The sequence below is a fragment of the Mycobacterium fragae genome (assembly GCF_002102185.1).
GTDB lineage: Bacteria > Actinomycetota > Actinomycetes > Mycobacteriales > Mycobacteriaceae > Mycobacterium > Mycobacterium fragae.
The window spans coordinates 358,352-379,877 of record NZ_LQOW01000031.1 but is presented as its reverse complement, the minus strand read 5'-3'; the positions used below and the strand labels follow the sequence as shown (position 1 = coordinate 379,877).

22 protein-coding genes are annotated in these 21,526 nt (G+C 66.4%); 9 read left to right on the top strand and 13 right to left on the bottom strand.

The features are described 5' to 3' along the window. Complete coding sequence (locus AWC06_RS20130) at nt 1-750, bottom strand: SDR family oxidoreductase (protein ID WP_085199741.1); 750 nt, start codon at nt 748-750, stop codon at nt 1-3. Between the two features lie 87 nt (nt 751-837). On the opposite strand from AWC06_RS20130, the gene AWC06_RS20125 reads away from it, so the two are divergent. Beyond that, nucleotides 838-1,719, top strand: a complete 882-nt coding sequence (locus tag AWC06_RS20125) for a LysR family transcriptional regulator (RefSeq protein WP_085199740.1) — start codon at nt 838-840, stop codon at nt 1,717-1,719. Nucleotides 1,720-1,721: 2 nt separating this feature from the next. Here the strand turns inward: AWC06_RS20125 and AWC06_RS20120 are convergent, their stop codons facing one another. From AWC06_RS20120 to AWC06_RS20105, 4 genes are all read right to left on the bottom strand, one after another. Continuing rightward, nucleotides 1,722-3,302, bottom strand: a complete 1,581-nt coding sequence (locus AWC06_RS20120) for an FAD-dependent monooxygenase (RefSeq protein ID WP_085199739.1) — start codon at nt 3,300-3,302, stop codon at nt 1,722-1,724. A 79-nt stretch (nt 3,303-3,381) separates the two neighbouring features. Continuing rightward, nucleotides 3,382-4,002, bottom strand: coding sequence for a TetR/AcrR family transcriptional regulator (locus AWC06_RS20115; protein WP_085199738.1), 621 nt, complete (start codon nt 4,000-4,002; stop codon nt 3,382-3,384). A 46-nt stretch (nt 4,003-4,048) separates the two neighbouring features. Beyond that, nucleotides 4,049-5,584: a glycerol-3-phosphate dehydrogenase/oxidase gene (locus tag AWC06_RS20110; RefSeq protein WP_085199737.1), complete on the bottom strand. Its 1,536-nt coding sequence runs from the start codon at nt 5,582-5,584 to the stop codon at nt 4,049-4,051. Further along, nucleotides 5,584-6,153 carry a TetR/AcrR family transcriptional regulator gene (locus AWC06_RS20105; RefSeq protein WP_085199736.1) on the bottom strand — a complete coding sequence of 190 codons (570 nt, stop codon included), beginning with the start codon at nt 6,151-6,153 and terminating at the stop codon, nt 5,584-5,586. The genes AWC06_RS20110 and AWC06_RS20105 overlap by 1 nt, the downstream gene beginning before the upstream one ends. Nucleotides 6,154-6,194: 41 nt before the next feature. Here AWC06_RS20105 and AWC06_RS20100 point away from each other — a divergent pair, with 41 nt between their 5' ends. Both AWC06_RS20100 and AWC06_RS20095 read left to right on the top strand, forming a co-directional pair. Then, a complete protein-coding gene (locus AWC06_RS20100; protein WP_085200074.1) occupies nt 6,195-7,775 on the top strand; it encodes an FAD-binding oxidoreductase in 1,581 nt (526 codons plus the stop codon). Next, nucleotides 7,772-8,683, top strand: coding sequence for a diacylglycerol kinase (locus AWC06_RS20095; protein WP_085199735.1), 912 nt, complete (start codon nt 7,772-7,774; stop codon nt 8,681-8,683). Before AWC06_RS20100 ends, AWC06_RS20095 begins: the two co-directional genes overlap by 4 nt. On the opposite strand, the gene AWC06_RS20090 is transcribed toward AWC06_RS20095, so the two are convergent. From AWC06_RS20090 to AWC06_RS20080, 3 genes are all read right to left on the bottom strand, one after another. Next, nucleotides 8,664-9,176 carry a DUF3145 domain-containing protein gene (locus AWC06_RS20090; protein WP_085200073.1) on the bottom strand — a complete coding sequence of 171 codons (513 nt, stop codon included), beginning with the start codon at nt 9,174-9,176 and terminating at the stop codon, nt 8,664-8,666. The two genes, AWC06_RS20095 and AWC06_RS20090, sit on opposite strands and share 20 nt — an antisense overlap. Before the next feature lie 111 nt (nt 9,177-9,287). Further along, entirely contained in the window at nt 9,288-10,112 is an 825-nt protein-coding gene (locus tag AWC06_RS20085; RefSeq protein WP_085199734.1) for a serine hydrolase domain-containing protein, read from the bottom strand. A gap of 1 nt (nt 10,113) precedes the next feature. Next, nucleotides 10,114-11,199: a class I SAM-dependent methyltransferase gene (locus tag AWC06_RS20080; protein ID WP_085199733.1), complete on the bottom strand. Its 1,086-nt coding sequence runs from the start codon at nt 11,197-11,199 to the stop codon at nt 10,114-10,116. Nucleotides 11,200-11,263: 64 nt separating this feature from the next. Here AWC06_RS20080 and AWC06_RS20075 point away from each other — a divergent pair, with 64 nt between their 5' ends. Both AWC06_RS20075 and AWC06_RS20070 read left to right on the top strand, forming a co-directional pair. Next, on the top strand, nt 11,264-12,349 hold the full coding sequence (locus AWC06_RS20075) for an S-(hydroxymethyl)mycothiol dehydrogenase (RefSeq protein WP_085199732.1): 1,086 nt from the start codon (nt 11,264-11,266) through the stop codon (nt 12,347-12,349). Beyond that, nucleotides 12,346-12,969, top strand: a complete 624-nt coding sequence (locus AWC06_RS20070) for an MBL fold metallo-hydrolase (protein ID WP_085199731.1) — start codon at nt 12,346-12,348, stop codon at nt 12,967-12,969. The genes AWC06_RS20075 and AWC06_RS20070 overlap by 4 nt, the downstream gene beginning before the upstream one ends. Nucleotides 12,970-13,023: 54 nt before the next feature. Here AWC06_RS20070 and AWC06_RS20065 read toward each other — a convergent pair whose 3' ends face one another. Next, complete coding sequence (locus tag AWC06_RS20065; protein WP_085199730.1) at nt 13,024-13,734, bottom strand: SHOCT domain-containing protein; 711 nt, start codon at nt 13,732-13,734, stop codon at nt 13,024-13,026. Nucleotides 13,735-13,874: 140 nt separating this feature from the next. Between AWC06_RS20065 and AWC06_RS20060 the strand changes: the two genes are divergently transcribed. Continuing rightward, nucleotides 13,875-14,831 (top strand): SDR family oxidoreductase, encoded by a 957-nt coding sequence (locus tag AWC06_RS20060; RefSeq protein WP_085199729.1) that lies wholly within the window; start codon nt 13,875-13,877, stop codon nt 14,829-14,831. Between the two features lie 83 nt (nt 14,832-14,914). After that, nucleotides 14,915-15,232, top strand: coding sequence for a hypothetical protein (locus AWC06_RS20055; RefSeq protein WP_085199728.1), 318 nt, complete (start codon nt 14,915-14,917; stop codon nt 15,230-15,232). Here AWC06_RS20055 and AWC06_RS20050 read toward each other — a convergent pair whose 3' ends face one another. The 4 genes from AWC06_RS20050 to AWC06_RS20035 form a co-directional block, all read right to left on the bottom strand. Next, entirely contained in the window at nt 15,233-16,948 is a 1,716-nt protein-coding gene (locus tag AWC06_RS20050; protein ID WP_085199727.1) for an Hsp70 family protein, read from the bottom strand. A gap of 64 nt (nt 16,949-17,012) precedes the next feature. Then, a complete protein-coding gene (locus AWC06_RS20045) occupies nt 17,013-18,086 on the bottom strand; it encodes an NAD(P)H-dependent amine dehydrogenase family protein (RefSeq protein WP_085199726.1) in 1,074 nt (357 codons plus the stop codon). Next, the gene (locus tag AWC06_RS20040) at nt 18,086-18,658 is read right to left on the bottom strand and encodes a cytochrome b (RefSeq protein WP_085199725.1); all 573 of its coding nucleotides are present in this window, start codon (nt 18,656-18,658) and stop codon (nt 18,086-18,088) included. The genes AWC06_RS20045 and AWC06_RS20040 overlap by 1 nt, the downstream gene beginning before the upstream one ends. Next, nucleotides 18,655-19,674 carry a catalase family peroxidase gene (locus tag AWC06_RS20035; RefSeq protein ID WP_085199724.1) on the bottom strand — a complete coding sequence of 340 codons (1,020 nt, stop codon included), beginning with the start codon at nt 19,672-19,674 and terminating at the stop codon, nt 18,655-18,657. The genes AWC06_RS20040 and AWC06_RS20035 overlap by 4 nt, the downstream gene beginning before the upstream one ends. A 143-nt stretch (nt 19,675-19,817) precedes the next feature. Between AWC06_RS20035 and AWC06_RS20030 the strand changes: the two genes are divergently transcribed. Then, a complete protein-coding gene (locus tag AWC06_RS20030; RefSeq protein WP_085199723.1) occupies nt 19,818-20,198 on the top strand; it encodes an MmpS family transport accessory protein in 381 nt (126 codons plus the stop codon). A gap of 27 nt (nt 20,199-20,225) precedes the next feature. Next, entirely contained in the window at nt 20,226-21,509 is a 1,284-nt protein-coding gene (locus AWC06_RS20025) for a cytochrome P450 (RefSeq protein WP_085199722.1), read from the top strand. Nucleotides 21,510-21,526 lie beyond the last annotated feature (17 nt).

The window sequence follows — 21,526 nt, the reverse complement described above, 5'->3', positions numbered from 1 at the left end:
TCAGCGAGTCGTGTAGCCGCCGTTGGCGAAGATGGTCTGACCGGTGATCCAGTTGCCCTCGTCGGTCAGGAACACCACCAGCGGGGCGATGTCCTCGATGCGGGTCAGCCGATTGCCCATCGCCTGCGACTTGTGAAACTCCACCCGTTCCGGCGTCTCTTCCGGGTAGAAGAATGGCGTATCCATCGGCCCGGGCGCTACGTTGTTCACCGAAATGCCACACGGCGCAAACTCTTTCGCTGCGGCGCGGGTGAAATGCTCGACGGGGCTCTTGGCGCCGGCATAGGTGGAGTAGCCGTCGGTGAACGCGGCCAGCAGTGCCGTCACAATGGTGATCACCGAGCCGCCGTCGTTCAACTGCTTCCCCGCCTGCTGTAAGAAGAAGTACGCCGCCTTGGTGTTGATGTCGAACATCGAGTCGTACTCGGCCTCGGTGGTCTCGATGATGGGCTTACGCAACACCTTTCCGACGGTGTTGATCGCGATGTCAACCCCGCCGAAGGCGTCCACCGCCGCGTCGAACAGCCTGGCCACGTTGGCCGGTTCGGTGAGATCGCCCTGCACCTTGATCGCCTTCACCCCGGTGTCTTGCACGGCGGCCACCGTCTTGTCGGCATCCGGCTCGGACGACGCGCTGTTGTAGTGCACTGCGACGTTGACACCCCTCTCCGCCAACGTGGTCGAGATCAACCCGCCGAGATTCTTGGCCCCGGCCGCCACTACTGCGGATTTTCCTGTCAGATTGCTCATGCTCACGAATCTAAGACCCACATGCACAAATGAGAAACAGCGTTTGACGAGCTTTCCACAAGTAGCACTTGTAGCTAGGCTCGTCGGATGCCGGACACCGCCGTTCCCGACCTACGCCGCCTCAGCCATTTCGTGGCGGTGGTAGAGGCCTCCGGGTTCACGAGAGCGGCTGAGCGCCTGCACCTTTCCCAGCAGGCGCTCAGTAGCTCGGTGCAACAGCTGGAAAAGGAGATCGGCGCGGCGCTGTTGGTGCGGTCCGGCCGGCGGATCTCACTGACCCCGGCCGGGCAAACGCTGCTCGACGAGGGGCGCACGCTGCTCGCAGCAGCGAGGACGATCACCCGGCACACCCAGGCCGCGGCAGGCGCCCAGCCAGACGAGTTCGTCGTGGGGCACTCTCCCGCCATCAGCAGCGGCGAGGTGTACGCGCTCCTCGCACCCGCGATTGGTGCGCTGCCGAGCACGTCGTTCACCGTGGTGCAGCTCTTCCCCGACCGGCTGGTGACCGGGGTTCGCGAGGGCAGCGTGAACCTCGGCCTGCGCCGCGGCGTGGTCCCCCGCGAGCGGCTGGCCAGCACTGTCGCGCGATATGACACGCTGCGCATCGCCGTCCGCAGCGACCACATGCTGGCGGGTCGGAGCCGCATCCCGGTCGCCGAATTGGCCGACGAGACCTTCGTGCTGTGGGCACCACCCGGGACGTCGTATTACAGCGATTTCCTGGTCAACGTGTGTCGCCGGGCCGGTTTCGAACCACACTATCGGGTCAGCCGAGTTCAAGGCTGCCCGCCCGAAGTTGCACCCTTGACCGACAACGCCGTCGCGTTTGTCACCTCTCCCCCCGGCCCGGCAATCGACGGGGCCGTCACCGTTGTCGACATCGAGGGCCCGGTACTGGTGCCGTTGCAGGGCTTGTGGCAGCCGCATACCCGCTCGGCGGTGCGGGATCTGATTCTGGCGCAGCGCTGATCTCAGCCGCGACAGAGGATCGCCGAAAGCACTTGGTGCAATTGCTTTTCCGGATCAGCCGGGAGTTCGTCTGTGCGCCAGCCGATGAAATCGTCGGGGCGGACCAACAGCGCTCCGTCGGAGGCTAGGCCCGCGAAGGCTGTTCCGATGCTGTGCACGTCGATCGAGACACCCATGGCTTTCGACACACGGCCTGCGGCATCGGACCATGCGGCACTGTCATCCTCGGTGAACAATGTGAATCGGGGTCCCACTAGGTCGAGGGTGGAGACACATCGACCCGCCTGATGCACCCAGGCGTGCGGGACCCGGGTGCCGGGTTGCCCGCGCAGCTCGTCTACTAGTGACACGGCGCTGGGATCCGCTGGTGCCGGACTGTCGGAAACCACAGCGGCCGAACGGTATTGGTAGCCGATGAGCAACGCGAACATCGGCGCCTCTTCGTCGGGCGGCAATTGCGGCCTGTTGTCATCCAACCGGAGCAAGCTGAGCGTCGGTCCACTCAGCGACTGGCGTGCGGAGAACCGGCCGACTGGACGCCGCTCGGCGTCGTAGCTGGCCAGCAGCCCCGCGCCGGCGGTGCCGTTCAAGACCGCGGCTAGCTTCCAGGCCAGGTTGTGTGCGCTCTGTATCGCGGCGTTCGCTCCCCCGGCCTTGAACGGCGGCATGGTGTGTGCGGCGTCGCCGACGAAAAAAGTTCGGCCACATTGGAATTGATTGGCCACCCGCTCGTACGGTTGCCATGCGGCGACGTCGACGATCTCCAAGTCGATCTGTTCGCCGATCGCCTTGGTGAGAACCTGTGCGCACCGTTCCGACGTGAACTGCGCCGCCGTCTCACCTTTGTCCGGGAAGTAGGTGGTGATGAAGACGCCCAAGTCGCCCTGGGCCACTAGGAATATCCCGTCCACGTCGGAATTTTGGACTTGCACGGCATCGCCATCGCCAAGATGCGGGACGAACTGTCGCCAAGGCGCACGAAAGTAGATGAATACAACAAAGATCGGCAGGGCGCCATACCCCGATGTGGTAACGCCCAATGACTCACGGATTCGGCTATGCACACCGTCGGCCGCGACGAGATACTCGGTGCGCACCGTTTGGGACTTCCCTGACTCCAGATCACGAAGGATCGCCGTGACGCCGGCGTCGTCCTGCTCGAACGACGACAATTCCGCGCCGTAGCGCACTTCGTTGCCATGCCGGCGGCTGTCGGCCAGCAAGATGGGCTCGAGTCGGCTCTGCGGGCAGTACTGCACGGTCGGCTCGGGGCTCAGATGGTCCAAACCGGCGAAGATCGCGTCAAGGTCCATGGACCGACGTTCCTCGCCGCTGTTCAGCGTCGGCTTGGTCACCAAGTCTGTGACATGCTCGGCGACGGCGTGTACCTCATCGCCGAGCCCCAGCCCGCGCAGGATCTCCAGGCTACGAAAGCTCAAGTTGCGGGCTTTCGGGTAGATGAAGACCTCGCTCCGCTTCTCGACCAGCAGTGACCGGACTCCGTGCTGAGCAAGCAGCGCCGAGGTGGCCAGCCCGGCTGCGCCGGCACCGACGATCAGTACGGGGACATGCTTGGCGGTCATCGGCCACCTCCCTTCTAAGCGGAACTGCCTAGTTCCGTCTAAAGCCCAGGGTTGCAGATTCTGCTGGGACACGCAACTGTTACGGCGGCGGTGCGCCGGCAAGCGGCAAGATCACATCCTCGAACACGCGCCGGACATAGACCCGGTCGATGGGCCGCCCTGTGATCACCCGCAGGACGTTGAGGCCCAGGGCCACATCGGGTATCAAACTCAGATCGCGGCCCGCCGGGATCTCCCTGCGGGCCACCGCACGGTCGAGCAGCGTCCGGACCGCATGCCGCGGAGGGGACAGCACAAGGTCGTCCAAGGCAGCCGCCAGAACGGGATCGTGCATCGCTGCCGTCGCCACCCCGACAACCACCTGAATTGTGCTGGAATTAGCGGTATCCAGCTCGGGCATGGTTGCAACCACTGCCTCGATGTCGCCGCGGAGGCTGCCGGTATCGGGTGGCTCGACGGGCCCCAGTCGTCGTCTCCAATGCGCGATCGCCTCGGCCACCACCTCAGCCTTCGACGACCAGCGACGGTATATCGCGGCCTTACCGACACCGGCACGGGACGCGATGTCGTCCATGCTCAACCGGTCGTAACCCTGTTCGGCCACCCCCGCCAGCGCCGCATCGAGGATGGCGGCGTCCAGGGATCGATCGAGACGCGCCGGGCGCCGCGCGCGCGCCGGCTGGTCGGTGTCCAGCTCCATGATCTGTCCTAGCCGATACGGATTAGTTCCGTTCCATGGTATCCGGTCAGCCGAAACGCGCCAGAAACTCCTCGGCCACGCCAAGCACCCGTTTGCGATCGGCGGCCACCAAACCGATCCGAGTCCGGCGGTCCACGATGTCGCCGACGTCAAGCGCTCCCTCATGGGTGACCGCGTATTCGAACTCGGCCCGGATCACGTCGATTCCGTCGGCCACCGGGTCGCCGGGCCGCTCACAGGTGGCAGCGGCGACGACTTGGGCGGCCTCGGCCCCATAACGCAGTACCAGCGACTCCGGCAGCCCGGCCATCGGCGGGACGGTCGACCCCGGATTAGCCGGCGCCCCGACCAACGGCAGGTTTCGGGTCTGGCACTCGGCGGCGGCTACCAATCCCCGCAACTGGACCGCTCGATCAAGCACGTCCTGGGCCATATGGCGGTATTCGGTGAGCTTGCCGCCGATCACGCTGATCACCCCCGACGGCGACTCGACGACGGCATGGTCACGCGACACGTCGGCCGTACGGCCCGCGCCGGTGTCGATCAGCGGCCGCAGCCCGGCATAGGCGCCGATCACATCGCCGGTGTCCAGCCTGATACCCAGCGCGGTGTTCACCGTGTCCAGCAGAAATGTGACCTCGTCCGAACTCGGTTGTGGCACATCAGGAATCGGTCCGGGCGCATCCTCGTCTGTCAAGCCGAGGTAGATCCGCCCAAGCTGTTCGGGCATGGCGAACACGAAACGGTTGAGCTCGCCCGGTATCGGAATCGTCAGCGCCGCAGTGGGATTGCCCAACGCATTTGCGTCGAACACGAGGTGTGTCCCCCGGCTGGGACGCAGCGACAATGACGGGTCGATCTCGGCGGCCCACACCCCGGCGGCGTTGATGACGGCACGGGCGGACACGTCGAACGATTCGCCAGTGCGCTGATCGGTCAGCCGTACCCAGGTGCCCGTGGCCCCGGATGCCGCCACGTAGGTGAGAATCCGGGCGCCGTGCTGAGCGGCGGTACGCGCCACCGCAGTAACCAACCGCGCGTCGTCGATCAGCTGCCCGTCGTAGGCGAGCAGGCCACCGTCGAGGCCCGCTTGCCTCACGGCCGGAGCCAGCTCGACGACGTGCTGCGCAGAAATCCGCCGCGAACTGGGCAGGACAGACGCCGGCGTGCCCGCCGTCTTGCGCAACACATCACCGGCGATGAAGCCGGCCCGCACCAGGGTCCGCTCGAGGCGGCCCATCGACGGCAGCAACGGAACCAATTGCGGCATCGCGCGGACCAGATGAGGAGCATTGCGGGTCATCAGGATTCCGCGCTCCACAGCGCTGCGCCGGGCGATGCCCACGTTGCCCGTCGCCAGATACCGCAGGCCGCCGTGCACCAGCTTGGAGCTCCACCGGCTGGTGCCGAACGCCAGATCATGCTTTTCCACCAGCGCCACCCGCAGCCCTCGGGACGCCGCATCAAGCGCTATGCCGGCGCCGGTGATGCCGCCGCCGATCACCACGACATCCAGCTGGGCACCATCGGCCAGCGCGGCCAGGTCGGCGGCGCGTCGCGCCGCGTTGAGTGCAGTCGGCATCAGGACAGGTATCCGTTCAACGAGTAGGTGAGCTCGGCGGCCAGCGCGTCATCGGCCAAAATCGGCCGGACTATTGGCGCGGACTGGATCGCCGATTGGGTGATCAGCAGCACCATCGCGGCGAGCCGGCGGGGGTCGCCAGGCCGCACGCTGCCGTCGCGCTGTGCCGCACGCAGGTCGTCGGCCAGCGCGTCGACCAGCATCTGCTGGCTGGCGCCGAGCCGCTGCGTGATGTAAACCATCGCCAACTCCGAGCGCAGCACCGCCATCACCAGGTCGTCGCGCCGCAGCCGTTCGGCCACCGCCACCACCCGGTCGACCAAGGCCTTGCGGCCGTCCCCGCGTGCCGGCACCTCACGCACCGCGGCGGCGATGCGGCTGGTCAGCAGGCCCGCCAGGATCGACCGGGTGTCCGGCCAGCGGCGATAGACCGTCGGCCTGCTCACCCCTGCGCGCCGCGCGATCTCGGCCAGCGTCACGCGGTCGACCCCGAAATCGATCACGCAGCTGGCGGCGGCCGCCAGTATCCGTTCTCCGGTGTCCGCGGAGGCGTTACTGATTGACACCATGTGTAATACTGTAACGCATGTCTGACGAGTTGCGCCCGCCAATGAAATGGAATGCCTGGGGTGACCCTGCGCAGGCCAAGCCCCTCTCCCAGGGAATCCGGTCGCTGCTCGATCAGGCCCTCGGCGTGACGGACGGAGACGCGCCTGAACTGCAGGCCGACCAGGTGCGGCTGCGCCCCTCGGAGCTGCCGAAGGATGACCGCGACGCGCTGACCGCCATCGTCGGAGCCGACTACTGTCGCATCGAGGACCGCGACCGGTTGCTGCACGCCGGTGGCAAGTCGACTTTGGATCTGTTGCGGCGCAAGGATTCCGGCGTGCAGGAGGCGCCCGACGCGGTGCTGTTGCCCGGCGATGACGACGAGATCGCCGCAATCCTGCGGTATTGCTCGCAGCACGGCATCGCCGTCGTCCCGTTCGGCGGCGGCACCAGCGTGGTCGGTGGACTCGACCCGATCCGCGGCGAATTCGGCGCGGTGGTGTCGCTGGACCTGCGACGGCTCGACCAACTGCTCAGCCTCGACGAGGTCTCCGGCGAAGCGGAGCTCGGCGCCGGCGTCACCGGCCCGCGGGCAGAGCAGCTCCTCGGTGAACGCGGTTTCTCGCTCGGGCATTTCCCGCAGAGCTTCGAGTTCGCCAGCCTCGGAGGCTTTGCCGCGACCCGGTCGTCGGGCCAGGACTCGGCCGGATACGGCCGCTTCGACGACATGATCCGCGGATTGCGGGCCATCACCCCCGCCGGAGTGCTGGACCTGGGCCGGGCCCCGCAGTCGGCGGCCGGTCCCGATCTGCGCCAACTGCTGATCGGGTCGGAGGGCGTCTTCGGTGTGATCAGCCGGGTCCGGGTGCGCGTGCACCCGATGCCGGAAGCCACCCGCTACGAGGCCTGGTCGTTTCCCGACTTCGCCACCGGCACAAGCGCATTGCGTGCCGTCGCCCAGACCGGCACCGGGCCGACGGTGATCCGGCTTTCCGACGAAGCCGAGACCGGGGTCAACCTGGCCACCACCGAGGCGATCGGCGAAACACAGATCGCCGGTGGCTGCCTGGCGATCACGGTATTCGAGGGCACGGCGGCGCACGCCGAGAGCAGACATGCCGAAACCCGGGCGCTGCTGGAGGCCAACGGCGGCACCTCGCTGGGCGAAGCCCCGGCGCGGGCGTGGGAGCGGGGCCGGTTCAGCGCGCCGTATCTGCGCGACTCATTGTTGGCCGCCGGTGCGCTGTGCGAGACGCTGGAAACGGCCACCGATTGGTCCAACATTCCCGCGCTGAAGGCCGCCGTCACCGATGCGCTGAGCGGCGCGCTGGCCGAATCCGGCACGCCCGCACTGGTGCTGTGCCACATTTCGCACGTGTACGCCATCGGCGCTTCCCTGTATTTCACGGTGGTCGCCGGCCAACGGGGCAATCCCATCGAACAGTGGCGCGCCGCCAAGGCCGCCGCTTCGGATGCGATCATGGCCGCCGGCGGAACGATCACCCATCATCACGCGGTCGGCGCAGACCACCGGCCGTGGATGCACGACGAGGTGGGCGAATTGGGCGTGAAAGTGCTGCGCGCGGTCAAGTCGACGCTCGACCCCGCCGGAATCCTCAACCCCGGCAAGCTGATTCCGTGAAGCGCGAGATCGCTCAGGTGACCGTGCTCACCAATCCGGCGTCGGGGCACGGCAACGCCCCGCACGCCGCGGAAAAAGCGATCGCACGGCTCCAGAAGCGCGGCATCGACGTCGTCGAAATCGTCGGCACCGACGCCGAACACGCCCGTTGGCTGCTGCGCGACGCGCTCGACCGTGGCACCGACGCGGCGGTGGTCGTCGGCGGCGACGGCGTGATCGCCGACGCGCTGCAGGCTCTGGCCGGCACCGATATTCCGCTGGGCATCATTCCGGCGGGCACCGGCAACGATCACGCCCGCGAATACGGCCTGCCCACCAAGGATCCCGCCGCCGCCGCGGACGTCGTCGCCGACGGGTGGACGGAAACCGTTGACTTGGGCCGGATCGCCGAACGCGGGGGCAGCACCAAATGGTTCGGCACCGTCGCGGCCGCGGGATTCGACTCGCTGGTCACCGACAGGGCCAACCGGATGCGTTGGCCGCGCGGTCGGATGCGCTACAACCTGGCGATGCTCGCCGAACTGTCCCGGCTACGGCTGTTGCCGTTCCGGCTGGTGCTCGACGGACGCGAGGAGATCGCCACCGACCTGACCCTGGCCGCATTCGGCAACACCCGCAGCTATGGCGGCGGAATGATGATCTGCCCCAACGCAAATCACTCCGACGGCCAACTCGACATCACCATGGTGCATTCCGCGTCGCGCGCCAGGCTGATCCGCTTGTTCCCCACCGTGTACAAAGGCACCCACGTCGGCCTGCCCGAAGTGACGACGGCGCGAGCGGCATCCGTCGACGTCGAATCGCCGGGCATCAACGCCTATGCCGACGGGGAATTCGCTTGCGCATTGCCCGCCGAAATCTCGGCGGTTCCCGGCGCGCTGCGGGTGCTTACCCCACCCCGCGGCTGAGCCAGGACACCTCGGCGCCGTCGCCGCCGTCGCGATACACCTCGAGCGCCTCGTCCCATGCCGTGCCCAGCGCCGAGTCCAGTTCGGCGGCCAGCGCGTCGGCGCCGTCGGCCATCATCGCCCGCAGCCGCATCTCGCCGACCACGATGTCGCCGTTGGCGCTCGTCGTCCCGCTCCACAGCCCCAGCTGTGGCGTGTGGCTGAACCGCTGCCCGTCGACGCCGGGGCTGGGATCCTCGGTGACCTCGAAGCGCAGCACCGACCAAGAACGCAGGGCGTTGGCCAACCGTGCGCCGGTGCCCACCGGGCCAACCCAGTTGGTCACCGCACGCAATTGCCCGGGCATCGCCGGTTGCGGCGTCCACCTCAGATGGGGCTGGGCCGACAGGGTCGACGACAACGCCCACTCGACATGCGGGCACACCGCGGCGGGCGAGGCGTGGATGTACACCACGCCGGTTGTCGCGTCGGCGAACTGGTTCGACGCACGCATTTGCTGCTCCTTCGGCTCCACGAGGGACGTCTTCCCCAACGACCTGGTGAACCCGACGAGCAGACTGATGTTGTTGGCGTGTCTATTGTGCCTTGTGAGACCTCTGTTGCGCTAGTCTCCGGCGAATTCCGATATCACTGTGTCCGAGAGCGCCGGCCAGATCGGCAGCGCCCATTCGCCGAACTCGCGGTCGGTGAGCACCACCAACACCAGGTCCGCCTCCGGATCTGCCCAGATGAACGTGCCCGATTGGCCGAAATGCCCATAGCTGCGGGTGGAATTCCTCGACCCGGTCCAGTGCGGCGACTTCGAATCCCTGATTTCGAAGCCCAGCCCCCAGTCGTTGGGCCGCTGCATGCCGTATCCGGGCAGTACCCCGTCCAGTCCGGGAAACTGCACTGTGGATACGTCGGCGTGCATCTGCGGCGATACCGTCGCCGGGCGCAGCAGATCACCGGCGAAGGCGGCCAGGTCGGCTAGCGTCGAGGTCACGCCGAAACCGGCCGCCTCCGTGCCGCCGTCGAGCCGGGTGGCGGCCATTCCCAGCGGCTCCAACACCGCCTCGGCGAGGTAGCGACCGAACTCGATGCCCGACGCCTGCTCCACCGTCTCGGCGAGCACGGTAAAGCCCTGGTTGGAGTACATCCGGCGGCTGCCGGGCTTGGCCAGGATGTGGTCGGAGTGCATCGCCAACCCAGAGGCGTGCGCCAGCAGATGCCGGACCGTGGAGCCCGGCGGCCCTGCCTCGGTGTCCAGTTCGACGACACCTTCCTCGATTGCGATCTGCACGGCCCGTGCGACCAGGAGTTTGGTCACCGACGCCAGCGCGAAGCGCCGGTTGGGGTCGCCGTGGGTGGCCAAGCTGCCAGAGGGGCCGACGACGGCGGCCGCGGCATTCGCCACAGGCCAGTCGTCGATCAACTCAAGCGCAGGCACATCACTTCCTCGCAACGTAGTAGAGGTTGATCGGATCGGACTCGATCTCCTGAGTGCGCACTTCACGGAATCCGGCGTCGGCGAGCATCGACGTGGCCAGCTGCTGGCCCCACACCGTCCCCAGCCCGGCGCCGTCGAGAGCCAGCGACACGCTCATGCAGTGCATCGTCGACACCGTGTAGAGGAACGGGGCGAGCGGGACCCCGATGTTGTCTTCCAGCCGACTGGACGCCTTGATGTCGACCATCAGGAAGACCCCTCCGGGTCGCAGCGCGCGAAAGATATTGGCCAGTACCCGCGCCGGCTGGGCCTGGTCGTGGATCGCGTCGAACACGGTCACCACGTCGTAGGCCTCGGTGATGTCGAGCTCGGTGAGATCCATACGCTCGAACCGCACGTTCTGCAGCCCGAGCCGTTCGGCCTCCGCGGTAGCGACGGCCAGCGCCTCCTCCGAAAAGTCCACGCCGGTGAACCGACTGGCCGGAAACGCCTGTGCCATCACGTTGATGGCATGTCCACTGCCGCAACCGAAGTCGGCCACGTCGGCGCCGGCGCGCAGTTGTTCGGGCAGCCCGCCGGCCAACGGCAGGATCACGTCGACCAATGCCGCGTCGAACACCTCGCCGCTCTGCTCGGCCATCAACGCGTGGAAACGCGGATACTCGCTGTAGGACAAGCCGCCGCCGTTCTGGAAGCAGCCGATGATCTTCTGCTCGATTTCGCCCATCATCGGAATGAGATGAGCGACCCGGGCAAGATTGTCGGGGCCCGCGGCGCGGGTCAGCACGGGGGCGTGACTCGGCGGAAGGGAATACGTCGCCGACGCGGGGTCGTAGTCGACGATCCGCCCGGCGGCCGTGCCGCCCAGCCACTCCCGCACGTAGCGTTCGTTGAGTCCGGCCGCGTCGGCGATCTGATCGCTGGTAGCCGGCGGGAGTTTGGCCATCGTGTCGAACAGGCCGGTCTGGTGTCCGATGCTGACGAGCATTGCCAGGCAGGCGTTGTCTATCGCGCTGACCATCCGTTCGGCGAACTGTTCGGTGGTTTCCTCGGCCGGAGTCGCCGGGCCTTCGTTGAGTGTGGTCATGCCTGACGAAGCTACGCCACACCGGCGCCGCGGCTGACAAGCCGGACAGATTAGGTTGGAGCGCATGGGTCAGACAGTGCGCGGCGTGATTTCACGAAAGAAGGGCGACCCCGTGGAGTTGGTGGACATCGTCGTCCCAGACCCCGGGCCCGGCGAGGTCGTGGTCGACGTCACCGCCTGCGGGGTGTGCCATACGGACCTCACATACCGCGAGGGTGGCATCACCGACGACTATCCCTTCCTGCTCGGCCATGAAGCGGCGGGCACCGTGGAATCGGTCGGCGCGGGCGTGACGGCGGTGGAACCGGGCGATTTCGTGATCCTGAACTGGCGCGCGGTGTGCGGGCAATGCCGGGCCTGCAAACGCGGCCGACCGCAATACTGCTTCGACACCTTCAACGCCGAGCAGAAGATGACGCTCACCGACGGCACCGAGCTCTCGCCGGCCCTGGGCATCGGCGCCTTCGCCGACAAGACGTTGGTGCAGGCCGGGCAATGCACCAAGGTCGACGCCGCCGCCGATCCCGCGGTGGCCGGCCTGCTCGGGTGTGGGGTGATGGCCGGACTCGGCGCCGCCATCAACACCGCTGCGGTCACCCGCGACGACACCGTGGCGGTGATCGGCTGCGGCGGCGTGGGCGACGCCGCGATCGCCGGTGCGGCGCTGGTCGGCGCCAGGCGGATCATCGCCGTCGACACCGACAACACCAAACTGGACTGGGCCCGCAAGTTCGGCGCCACCCACACGGTCAACGCCCGTGAACTCGACGCCGTGAAGACCATCCAGGATCTCACCGATGGGTTCGGCGCCAATGTGGTCATCGACGCCGTCGGCCGACCGGAAACCTGGAAGCAGGCGTTCTACGCCCGTGATCTGGCGGGAACCGTTGTGCTGGTTGGTGTCCCGACCCCGGATATGCGCCTGGACATGCCGCTTTTGGACTTCTTCTCCCACGGCGGGGCGCTGAAGTCGTCGTGGTACGGCGACTGCCTGCCCGAGCGTGACTTCCCCACTCTGATCGACCTGTATCTGCAGGGCCGGCTGCCGCTGGATGAGTTCGTCTCCGAACGCATAGGTCTCGGCGATGTCGAGGAGGCATTCCACAAGATGCACACGGGTACCGTGCTGCGCTCGGTGGTGATGCTGTGACTCCCATCGAACGCGTGGTCACGCACGGCACCTTCGAACTCGACGGCGGCAGTTGGGAAGTCGACAACAACATCTGGATCGTGGGCGACGAGTCCGATGTCGTGGTGTTCGACGCCGCACATATTGCGGAACCGATTGTTAAGGCCGTCGGCGGCCGCAATGTGGTCGCAGTGGTCTGCACGCATGGTCACAACGACCACGTGACGGTGGCACCTGAACTCGGCAAGCCGCTCGATGCGCCGGTGCTGCTACATCCCGGCGATGACATGCTGTGGCGGATGACCCACCCGGACAAGGACTTTCGGTCGGTATCCGACGGTGACACGGTGAGTCTCGCCGGAACGGAGCTGCGAGCCCTGCACACGCCGGGCCACTCCCCCGGATCGGTGTGCTGGTATGCCCCCGATTTGGGTGCGGTGTTCAGCGGCGACACGCTCTTCCAAGGCGGCCCCGGCGCCACCGGGCGCTCGTTTTCGGACTTCCCGACGATCCTGCAGTCGATCTCGGAACGACTCGGCACGCTTCCCCCGGACACCATCGTCTACACCGGTCACGGCGACAGCACCACCGTCGGGGACGAAATCGTGCACTACGACGACTGGGTGGCCAGAGGCCACTAGATCACACACGCACGCTCGCACCAAAGCGAGAGGGCGGCGCGGAGGCCAAACGGGCTAGCGACCGTCGAGGATCCTGCGCTTCTCGGCCTCGAACTCCGCGTCGGTCAAGGCCCCGGAATCCCGCAGCGACGACAGCGTTTTCAGTTGCTCCAGCTTGATTCCCTCGTCGCCCGGCACATCTGCCGGGACGGGCTGTGGCGGCGCCACTGTTCGTCGCTTCGACCGCCGCGAGCGCATCGACCACCACAGCACGCAAGTCAGATTCAGTAGACCGATTACGAACAGTGCGACGAACAACCAAACCAGTGAGCCGTAAGGGCTCTTTCGGCCGAACGCCAGTCGGGGGCTGATGAAACCGCCGACCCGGCCGTCGGTCCTGATGTGATACGTGCCTTCGGCCGGAACTTGAACCCGCCAAACCCGCACATGCGAATCGTTGTTGACCGTCGTTGTGCTGCCGATGCTTTCGGTGACAGTCGGCTGTGGAACGCCCGCGGGCGGGTCGATACCCAGCTTGAGTTGGGGGATCGGCAGTCCCCCACCGCGCGGACTCCCAATGACCTCGGTGTGGAAATTGACGGTGACCTCACCTGCCGGCAAGTGCACGCTGCCCGATCCCGGGATGGGCACCTCCCCGTACGCGTTGTACTTCCCGAACACGAACGCGTTGAGAACGAGCGTGACTACGAAGCCGACGACCGCCACCACGAGCGTCAGGATGCCCGTAACAAGGCCAACCCGTACCGCAACCCGTGCACCATTCATCCGCGCAGTTTGTCACGGTTCGCCGTGCGTCGAGGTGTCATCGTCGAATCTGCCTGGCAGCGCGTTGATTTGGTGAAAACACCTGGTTGTGGCGCCTTTGTTCTACGATTGGCCGAGGTATCCAACGAGGAGTGATAGCCATGGCCAGCGATCTTGATGCAACCGTGCCCGATCTTTCCGGAAAGCTGGCCGTCGTCACCGGATCCAACAGCGGCCTGGGGTTCGGATTGGCTCGTCGGCTGTCGGCAGCCGGCGCCGACGTCGTCATGGCGATCCGCAACCGGGCCAAGGGTGAGGCGGCGATCGAGCAGATTCGCACGACTGAGCCCGATGCGAAGCTGACCATCAAGCCCCTCGACCTGTCATCGCTGGCCAGCGTCGCGGCTCTCGGTGAACAACTCAACGCCGACGGCCGCCCGATCGACATCCTGATCAACAACGCCGGCGTCATGACGCCGCCGGAACGCGACACCACCGCCGACGGATTCGAATTGCAGTTCGGCAGTAATCATCTTGGGCATTTCGCGCTCACGGCGCATGTGCTTCCGCTATTGCGCGCCGCCGACCGCGCGCGCGTTGTCTCGCTGAGCAGCCTCGCGGCTCGCCAAAGCGGAAAAATCCACTTCGACGACCTCCAATTCGAGAAGTCGTATGCGCCGATGCAGGCCTACGGTCAGTCGAAGCTGGCGGTTTTGATGTTCGCCCGAGAGCTCGACAAGCGCAGCCGGGCGGGCGGTTGGGGCATCGTCTCCACCGCCGCACATCCCGGCCTGACCAAGACCAACCTGCAGATCAGCGGCCCTTCGCACGGCCGGACCAGGCCGTCACTGATGGAGCGGCTCTACAAGACCTCATGGCGCTTGACTCCGTTCCTGTGGCAGGAGATCGACGAAGGAATCCTGCCCGCGCTCTACGCGGCGGCTTCCCCCGAGGCCCAGGGCGGTGCGTTTTACGGTCCCCGCGGTATCTACGAGACCGCCGGCGGTGGCGTCAAGCTGGCCAAGGTGCCCGCGCGCGCTCGTGACGACGCCGATTGCCGACGGTTGTGGGAAGTCTCCGAGCAGCTCACCGGCGTCAGCTACCCGAAGCCGGGCTGATTGCGCAGTTTGGACCGATCGCGGCAGCGGGTAGTCACCGAGCACTGCCGATAACCGACCACGAACTCATCAGGGGGAAGGACATGGGCGACCAGGACGAAGAACAACAGAGCAGCCAAGAAAGCGACGAGCAGGACCAGCAGCAGACTTCTGAAGAGCCGACCGAGCTGAGCGAGGAAGGCAAGCAAAAAGTCGAAGATATGACGAAGGCCTACGACGACAGTAGGAAAACCGCGGTGATGCCCGGCACTGATAGGACCATCACGGGCACCGCGGTCAACGAATGGCTTGACGACGAGGGCAATCCGAAGTTCGGCAAGGAAGAGCAACAAAAGCGCGAACAGCAGCAAGACGAAGAATCGCAGGACGACAAGTCCGAGGACGTCTCGCAAGAAGGCTAGCTAGCGCCCGCCAAAACCCGGCTCCGGCTGAGGAGCGATGCGCGGAATCCCGGGGATCCGCGGGATTCCCGGTATCCCCGCTGGCGGTGACTGAGTGGTCGTGGTCGGCTGCGTCGTCGTTTGTGTGGTCGTCGTCGGCGGTTGCGTAGTGGTTGTCGTCGATGATTCCGAGGTCGTCGACGAGGGTGTCCCGGTATCCGATGCGGTCGACGACGGAGAACTCCCCGGTGCCTGGGTATCTGTTGTGTTCGATGGGGCCGGACTTTCGCTGCTCGGCGGCGCGGTGCTGACACTCGGTGTCGGCGTGCTCGGTGCGCTGCCGGCCGCATGACGAAGGGCGATCACGACCGCGGCACCGATCGCCAGCACCACCAGCGCGGTGCCCAGGATGACCACAGCCGGCCGCCGGTACCAGGGCTCGGCTGCCGCGTGGGGCCTCACCGGACGCTCTGTCGTTCGCTGCGGCCTGACGGGTCGCGCCGCGGCCTCGCTGCGCGGCGCAGGATATTCACCGGTGCGTAGGGGCATGATTCCGGAGTCGTCGTCGGCCTCCGACCAGGCCAGCGCCGGCTCGGGACTCGGTTCGGGAGGTGCTTCGGTCACGGTGGTGGGATCGAGCGCCGCCCCCAGCCCGGTCGCCGTCTGCGCTATCGCCGTCTCGCCGTCGTCGGCCGGGCCGCGCGCGGCCTGCAACGCCGCACCGATGCCGGCCGTCAGGTGCGGTCGAGGGGTGGTAATCACCGGCGCGCGAAGGCGATCCGACAGCGCCGTGGTGATCGCAGGAATGCTCGCGCCCCCGCCCACCGAGGCGACGGCTACCAGGTCCGCCGCACGGATCCCGTTGCGCTGCAAGGCTTCTTGAATAGCCGCAACAAAGCCCTCCAACGGCTGGCGGATCGCTTCGTCGAGTTCGCTTCGGGTGACCCGGATATCGCCGCGATACCCCGGCACATCGGCGGTCAACGTGGTCGCGGTGGTCGAGGAGAGCTCTTCTTTGGCGCGCCGGCAAGCTGCCCGCAACCGGGTCAGCGGACCGATCGCTGAGGTGGCGGCCGTGTCGAACGAACCCGCCGATGACAGATCACCGACGACTCGGTTGAGCAGCGCCTGGTCGACCACGTCGCCGGAGAAATCCGTGTGCCGCAGGGTGGGCGCGACCGGACCGTAGCCTCTGGCGGCGTCGAGCAGAGTGAGGCTGGTCCCGCTGCCACCGAAATCGCACAGCGCGATGATTCCGCGGCTCGGCAGCCCGGGATTCGCCTGCAGGGCGGCCGCCGCGGCCACCGAGTCTCTCAGCAGCGACACGCGGCCGCCCGACCATTCGGGCACCCGGCTCAACGCCACTTGCAATGCCTCTACCGCCGGCTGCCCCCAGTGCGCGGGATGGGTGATCACCACCGCATCGGGCAGCCCACGACCACCCGTCGCCGTATACGCCAGTGCCCGCAGCGCGTCGGCGAGGAGCGTCTCGGCGCGGTGGGTTGTGCCATCGGAGGCCACGATTTCGACCGGATCGCCCACCCGGTCGACGAAATCGGTGATCACCAGCCCCGGCTCGTTGAGTCTGGGGTTTTCCGACGGCACACCTACCTCGGGTGGACGCTGCTGATAAAGGGTCAACACCGGCTTGCGGGTCACCGCACGATCGGCGGTCACGGCCGCCAAGTTGGTGGCCCCCACCGACAGGCCCAGCGCCGACCGTTCTCCGTCAGCCATATCGTCCTATCCCCGCTGTTACAGGCGCACGCCCGGCACACCGGGCACCAATGTAATAAAGCGCTCAGCGGATCGTGCCGGCGCCCGCGATCAGCGGCAGGTCGAGCGCGGTCACCCAGCCCGGCGAGAGTTCGTTGACGGCCGGGACCGCGTTCAGCGCTCGCATCCCGGTTGCCAGACAACCGGCGGCGGCGGCGTCGCGCCCGGAGCCGTCGGTGAACCGAAACGCGGTCTCCTGGGAGATGCTCGGTGTCCCCTCGATGTCCACCCTGTACACGTCGTCCTTGGTTCCGGCCGGCCAGTCCGGGGCGGCGTCCTGACCGATGCGGTTGACGTGTTCCAGCTGGATCCGTGTTCGGCCCTGGTAGACCCCGTTGATCGTGAACCGGACGGCGGCGACGTGCCCCGGTGCGATGACGCCCTTGGCCGTCTTGCGCTCGGTGGGAGTCACCCACTTGTCCCAGGTGGTGGTGATCTCGTCGAGCATGATGCCGGCGGCGTGCGCGATCATCGGGACCGTAGCACCCCACGCGAAGATCAACACGTCGCGGTTCTGCAGCACCGGGCGGAATTCCGGCTCGCGGCCGATGCCCATCTCGTTCTCGTAATCGCCGGTGTAGTTGGTGTAGTCCAGCAATTCCGAAGCCCGAACCGTGCGCACTTCGGAGCAAACGCCCATCAGGGTCATCGGGAACAAGTCGTTCGCGAACCCGGGGTCAATGCCGGTGGTGAAACATGACGACTCACCCAACTCGCAGGCCTCGGTGATCGGCTGGATCCAATTGGGCGGGTTCAGGTGCATGGTCGGCCACACCCACGGGGTCATCGCAGTCGAGCACACGTCGATGCCCGCGCGCAGGAACCGCGTCATCAACGCGATGTTGTCCTCAGCGTGCGAGGCGGTCGGGCCGTAATGCACCAGCGCATCGGGCTTGAGCGCGATCAGCGCGTCGATATCGTCGGTGGCGGTGATGCCGACGGGCTCGGCCAACCCGCAGATCTCGCCGACGTCACGGCCCACCTTCGCCGGGTTGCTGACGCCGACGCCGACCAGCTCGAAGAGCGGATGTTTGACGATTTGGGCGATCACCATCTTGCCGACGAATCCCGTACCCCAGATGACGATCCTTTTGGCCATCAGCCACCTTCCGTTTCGCGACCCCCGATCACCCTAAGCGGAAAGGCCATCCTGGAAAGCATCCCGTCGCGCAACGTCACGGTGTGCAGCACAACCGCCGAGACATGCGCGGCGATCACGGTCATCAGCGCATAGGCGACGACCGAATGAGCTTGCCGCAGCGCCCAAAACAACCCAGGGTCAAACGGAGCGATTCGCGGAAGTCGAAGGACGCCGAACACCAGGACCGGGCCCGCGCCGGCCGACACCATCGCCCAACCGAGCAGTGGCTGTATCAGCAGCAGCGCATACAGCGATATTTCGGACACCATTATGAGTTTTCGTTCCAGCGCACCGACCGTGGGCGGCAACGCCGGGCCCCGTTGGATCAGCCGGTTGGCCATACGCACCACCACTACGACGAGGATGGTCGCGCCCAATGTCCGGTGGATCGTGATCAGTCCGGCGTATTCGCTTACCGAACTGACCATGACAAAACCGACGAACAGCGTCGAGAACACCAAGGCGGCCGTCAGCCAATGGAACACCCGGGACAACGGCGTGTATCGCCGTGGCTCGGGCGCCCCGGTCACAACATCTCCCCGGTCCGGCGCCGGTAAGACGCGGCATAGACGGCCGACCGTGCACTCAGGAGCGGGTCGTCGGTGGGCTCGATGCCGCTCGGCAGGACAAGCGGGTCGAAGTTGATATCGCGTGCGATGCCGCGCCCGTCGGTGTTGACCGAGTCGAGTGTGAGCAGTCCGGCGTCGACGGTGCGGCGGCCGGGCGGCCAGGGCAGCGTCGGGTCATCGACCGGATCCGACGATGTGCCGACGGTCAGGATCAAACTCCAGCGCAGCGGCCCGGCCCGCAGCTGGCGGATCAGCGCGTCAAACAGCGCGTTATCTCCCGGCGAGGGCGGTAGCGCCCGCTGCAGCGGCGTCAGCGACCACCGCACCGGCACCCGCGTGTTCGACTCGTTGACGAAATAGAACGCATGGAGCCCGCGATAGATGCTGTCGGCGAAACCGGTTGTCGGTGGATGCTGCTTGACGATCTTGGTGGCGCGCGCCGTTTCCGGGTGGGCCGCCATGAACCGCGCCATCGCCGTCGGATCGGGCTTGCCGGTGCCGGGAACAACCGCCGAGGCGATCGGCCGGTCGTAGAAGCCGTGCGGCGAATTGTCGAGGAAGACCGGAAGGTTCAGCATCGCCGTGCGCCACTGCTGTCCGCCCGGGAATCCGAACGCCAGGCCCAGCCCGCGCGCAGCCGCCGGCGCGTCAGCGACGCGTGGGTTTCCACCCGACAGCGAGAATCGACCGACCACCGGTGTGCGCCCGGACCGAAACACCGCCGCCTTGGACAGCTCGCCGCCGTTGCCGTTGCTTTCGAAGTGGCCCGCAACCGCGATGCCCTTGGCATGGTTTTTGCGGAAGCCCGGTTGTCGGCCGAACACTTTGGCGAAACCGTCGAGGAAAACCTGTGGTGTCAGCCGTGCGGGACCGATCCGAGCATTCGCCCACAGGAAAGCACCCACGTCGGTCGCCAAGAAGACCCCGACCGCGGCGACTCCGCGGAGCATGTCGCGCCTGCTGGGACGTGTGGTCATCGATCAACTCCCCTTGACGGATGTCGCGGCGGCACCCTCTAGCTTTACGACCGTTGCTCGGCGTCGGTTCAACTGAATTGGCCTTTCGTAAAAGAGGCGAAAACGCACCCACACGGTTCGCCGGAATGACACCATGGCGCACCATGACCAGCCAATCGCCCACCCGAGCCCGGATCCAGCGCTGCGCGGCGACGCCGGTCCTGCTCACTGCCTTTGTCACGGCCGCGGTGGGACTCGCCGGCGGCGTGGCAAACGCCAAAAGCGACTTCCCCCAAGTCACCTATCAACTGAGTGGTAGCTCGCCGGTGGCCGAGTACATCTCATTCCAGACGGACACCGGCCAGTATCAGCAGGCAAACGTGAAGTTGCCGTGGAGCACTCAGTTCACTGCCTTCGGCGGAGAGGTGTACGTGATCAGTGCGCAGTCCCCCGGCTCGGTCACCTGCACGATCCTGGTGGACCAGAAGGTGGTCAGCCAAGCGACGGCGAATGGGCAGCCGGCCCGAACCGTGTGCTCGCACTGACGACCGCAGTCGGTTTAGAGTCGCCGCATGGGCATTGCGACCCGGGTGAACGGTACGGCACCGCCGGACGTACCGCTCGACGACATCGACCTCAGCTCGTTGGACTTCTGGGCACTCGACGACGACCTGCGCGACGGAGCGTTCACCACGCTGCGCCGTGAGGCGCCGATCTCCTTCTGGGCCGAAGCATCCTTTCCCGGGTTCGAGGAAGGCCCCGGGCATTGGGCGCTGACCAAATTCGACGACATCTTCTACGCCAGCCGTCATCCGGAGATCTTCAGCTCGAGCCCCAACATCACCATCAACGATCAGCCACCGGAGGTCGCCGAGTTCTTCGGCTCGATGATCGTGCTCGACGATCCACGGCACCAGCGGTTGCGATCGATCGTCAGCAGAGCGTTCACCCCGAAGGTGGTGGCCCGGATCGAAGCATCGGTGCGCGAGCGGGCGCATCGGCTGGTCACGTCGATGATCGCGAACCACCCCGACGGCACAGGCGAAGCGGTCAGCGAGCTGGCCGGGCCGCTACCACTGCAGGTGATCTGCGACATGATGGGCATTCCCGAGGAGGACCATCAACGGGTTTTCCACTGGACCAACGTGATCCTCGGCTTCGGCGACCCTGATCTGGCAACGGATTTCGAGGAGTTCGCCAAGGTATCAATGGAGATCGGCGGCTACGCCACCGCGCTGGCCGAGGACCGCCGCGAAAATCCGCACGACGACCTGACCACCAGCCTGGGCCAGGCCGAGGTCGACGGCGAGCGGTTGTCGTCGGCCGAGATCGCGTCGTTCTTCATCCTTCTCACAGTCGCCGGCAACGAGACGACGCGCAATGCGATCAGCCACGGCTTGCTCGCCCTGACCCGTTATCCCGAGCAGCGGCAGAAGTGGTGGGCAGACTTCGACGCCGTGTCCCCTACGGCGGTCGAGGAGATCGTGCGCTGGGCCTCGCCGGTGGTCTATATGCGACGCACTCTCACACAAGACTTCGAGCTGAGCGGCACCAGGCTGGCGGCGGGCGACAAGGCCACACTGTGGTACTGCTCGGCCAACCGCGACGAGTCGAAGTTCGACGACCCGTGGACGTTTGACGTGATGCGCAACCCGAATCCGCATGTGGGTTTCGGCGGCGGCGGCGCGCATTTCTGCTTGGGCGCCAACCTGGCTCGTCGCGAGATTCGCGTCATGTTCGATGAGCTGCATCGCGAGATACCCGATATCGTCGCGACCGAGGAGCCCGCGCGGTTGCTGTCGCCGTTCATTCACGGCATCAAGACGCTGCCGATCGCATGGACGCCGCCGGAGTGATCCAGGATCGTAACGAA

Bases quoted from the DNA above. Each gene is read 5' to 3' on its own strand.
- AWC06_RS20130 (WP_085199741.1), bottom strand. From the start codon at position 750: ATGAGCAATCTGACAGGAAAATCCGCAGTAGTGGCGGCCGGGGCCAAG.
- AWC06_RS20125 (WP_085199740.1), top strand. From the start codon at position 838: ATGCCGGACACCGCCGTTCCCGACCTACGCCGCCTCAGCCATTTCGTG.
- AWC06_RS20120 (WP_085199739.1), bottom strand. From the start codon at position 3,302: ATGACCGCCAAGCATGTCCCCGTACTGATCGTCGGTGCCGGCGCAGCC.
- AWC06_RS20115 (WP_085199738.1), bottom strand. From the start codon at position 4,002: ATGGAGCTGGACACCGACCAGCCGGCGCGCGCGCGGCGCCCGGCGCGT.
- AWC06_RS20110 (WP_085199737.1), bottom strand. From the start codon at position 5,584: ATGCCGACTGCACTCAACGCGGCGCGACGCGCCGCCGACCTGGCCGCG.
- AWC06_RS20105 (WP_085199736.1), bottom strand. From the start codon at position 6,153: ATGGTGTCAATCAGTAACGCCTCCGCGGACACCGGAGAACGGATACTG.
- AWC06_RS20100 (WP_085200074.1), top strand. From the start codon at position 6,195: ATGAAATGGAATGCCTGGGGTGACCCTGCGCAGGCCAAGCCCCTCTCC.
- AWC06_RS20090 (WP_085200073.1), bottom strand. From the start codon at position 9,176: ATGCGTGCGTCGAACCAGTTCGCCGACGCGACAACCGGCGTGGTGTAC.
- AWC06_RS20080 (WP_085199733.1), bottom strand. From the start codon at position 11,199: ATGACCACACTCAACGAAGGCCCGGCGACTCCGGCCGAGGAAACCACC.
- AWC06_RS20075 (WP_085199732.1), top strand. From the start codon at position 11,264: ATGGGTCAGACAGTGCGCGGCGTGATTTCACGAAAGAAGGGCGACCCC.
- AWC06_RS20065 (WP_085199730.1), bottom strand. From the start codon at position 13,734: ATGAATGGTGCACGGGTTGCGGTACGGGTTGGCCTTGTTACGGGCATC.
- AWC06_RS20060 (WP_085199729.1), top strand. From the start codon at position 13,875: ATGGCCAGCGATCTTGATGCAACCGTGCCCGATCTTTCCGGAAAGCTG.
- AWC06_RS20055 (WP_085199728.1), top strand. From the start codon at position 14,915: ATGGGCGACCAGGACGAAGAACAACAGAGCAGCCAAGAAAGCGACGAG.
- AWC06_RS20050 (WP_085199727.1), bottom strand. From the start codon at position 16,948: ATGGCTGACGGAGAACGGTCGGCGCTGGGCCTGTCGGTGGGGGCCACC.
- AWC06_RS20045 (WP_085199726.1), bottom strand. From the start codon at position 18,086: ATGGCCAAAAGGATCGTCATCTGGGGTACGGGATTCGTCGGCAAGATG.
- AWC06_RS20035 (WP_085199724.1), bottom strand. From the start codon at position 19,674: ATGACCACACGTCCCAGCAGGCGCGACATGCTCCGCGGAGTCGCCGCG.
- AWC06_RS20030 (WP_085199723.1), top strand. From the start codon at position 19,818: ATGACCAGCCAATCGCCCACCCGAGCCCGGATCCAGCGCTGCGCGGCG.
- AWC06_RS20025 (WP_085199722.1), top strand. From the start codon at position 20,226: ATGGGCATTGCGACCCGGGTGAACGGTACGGCACCGCCGGACGTACCG.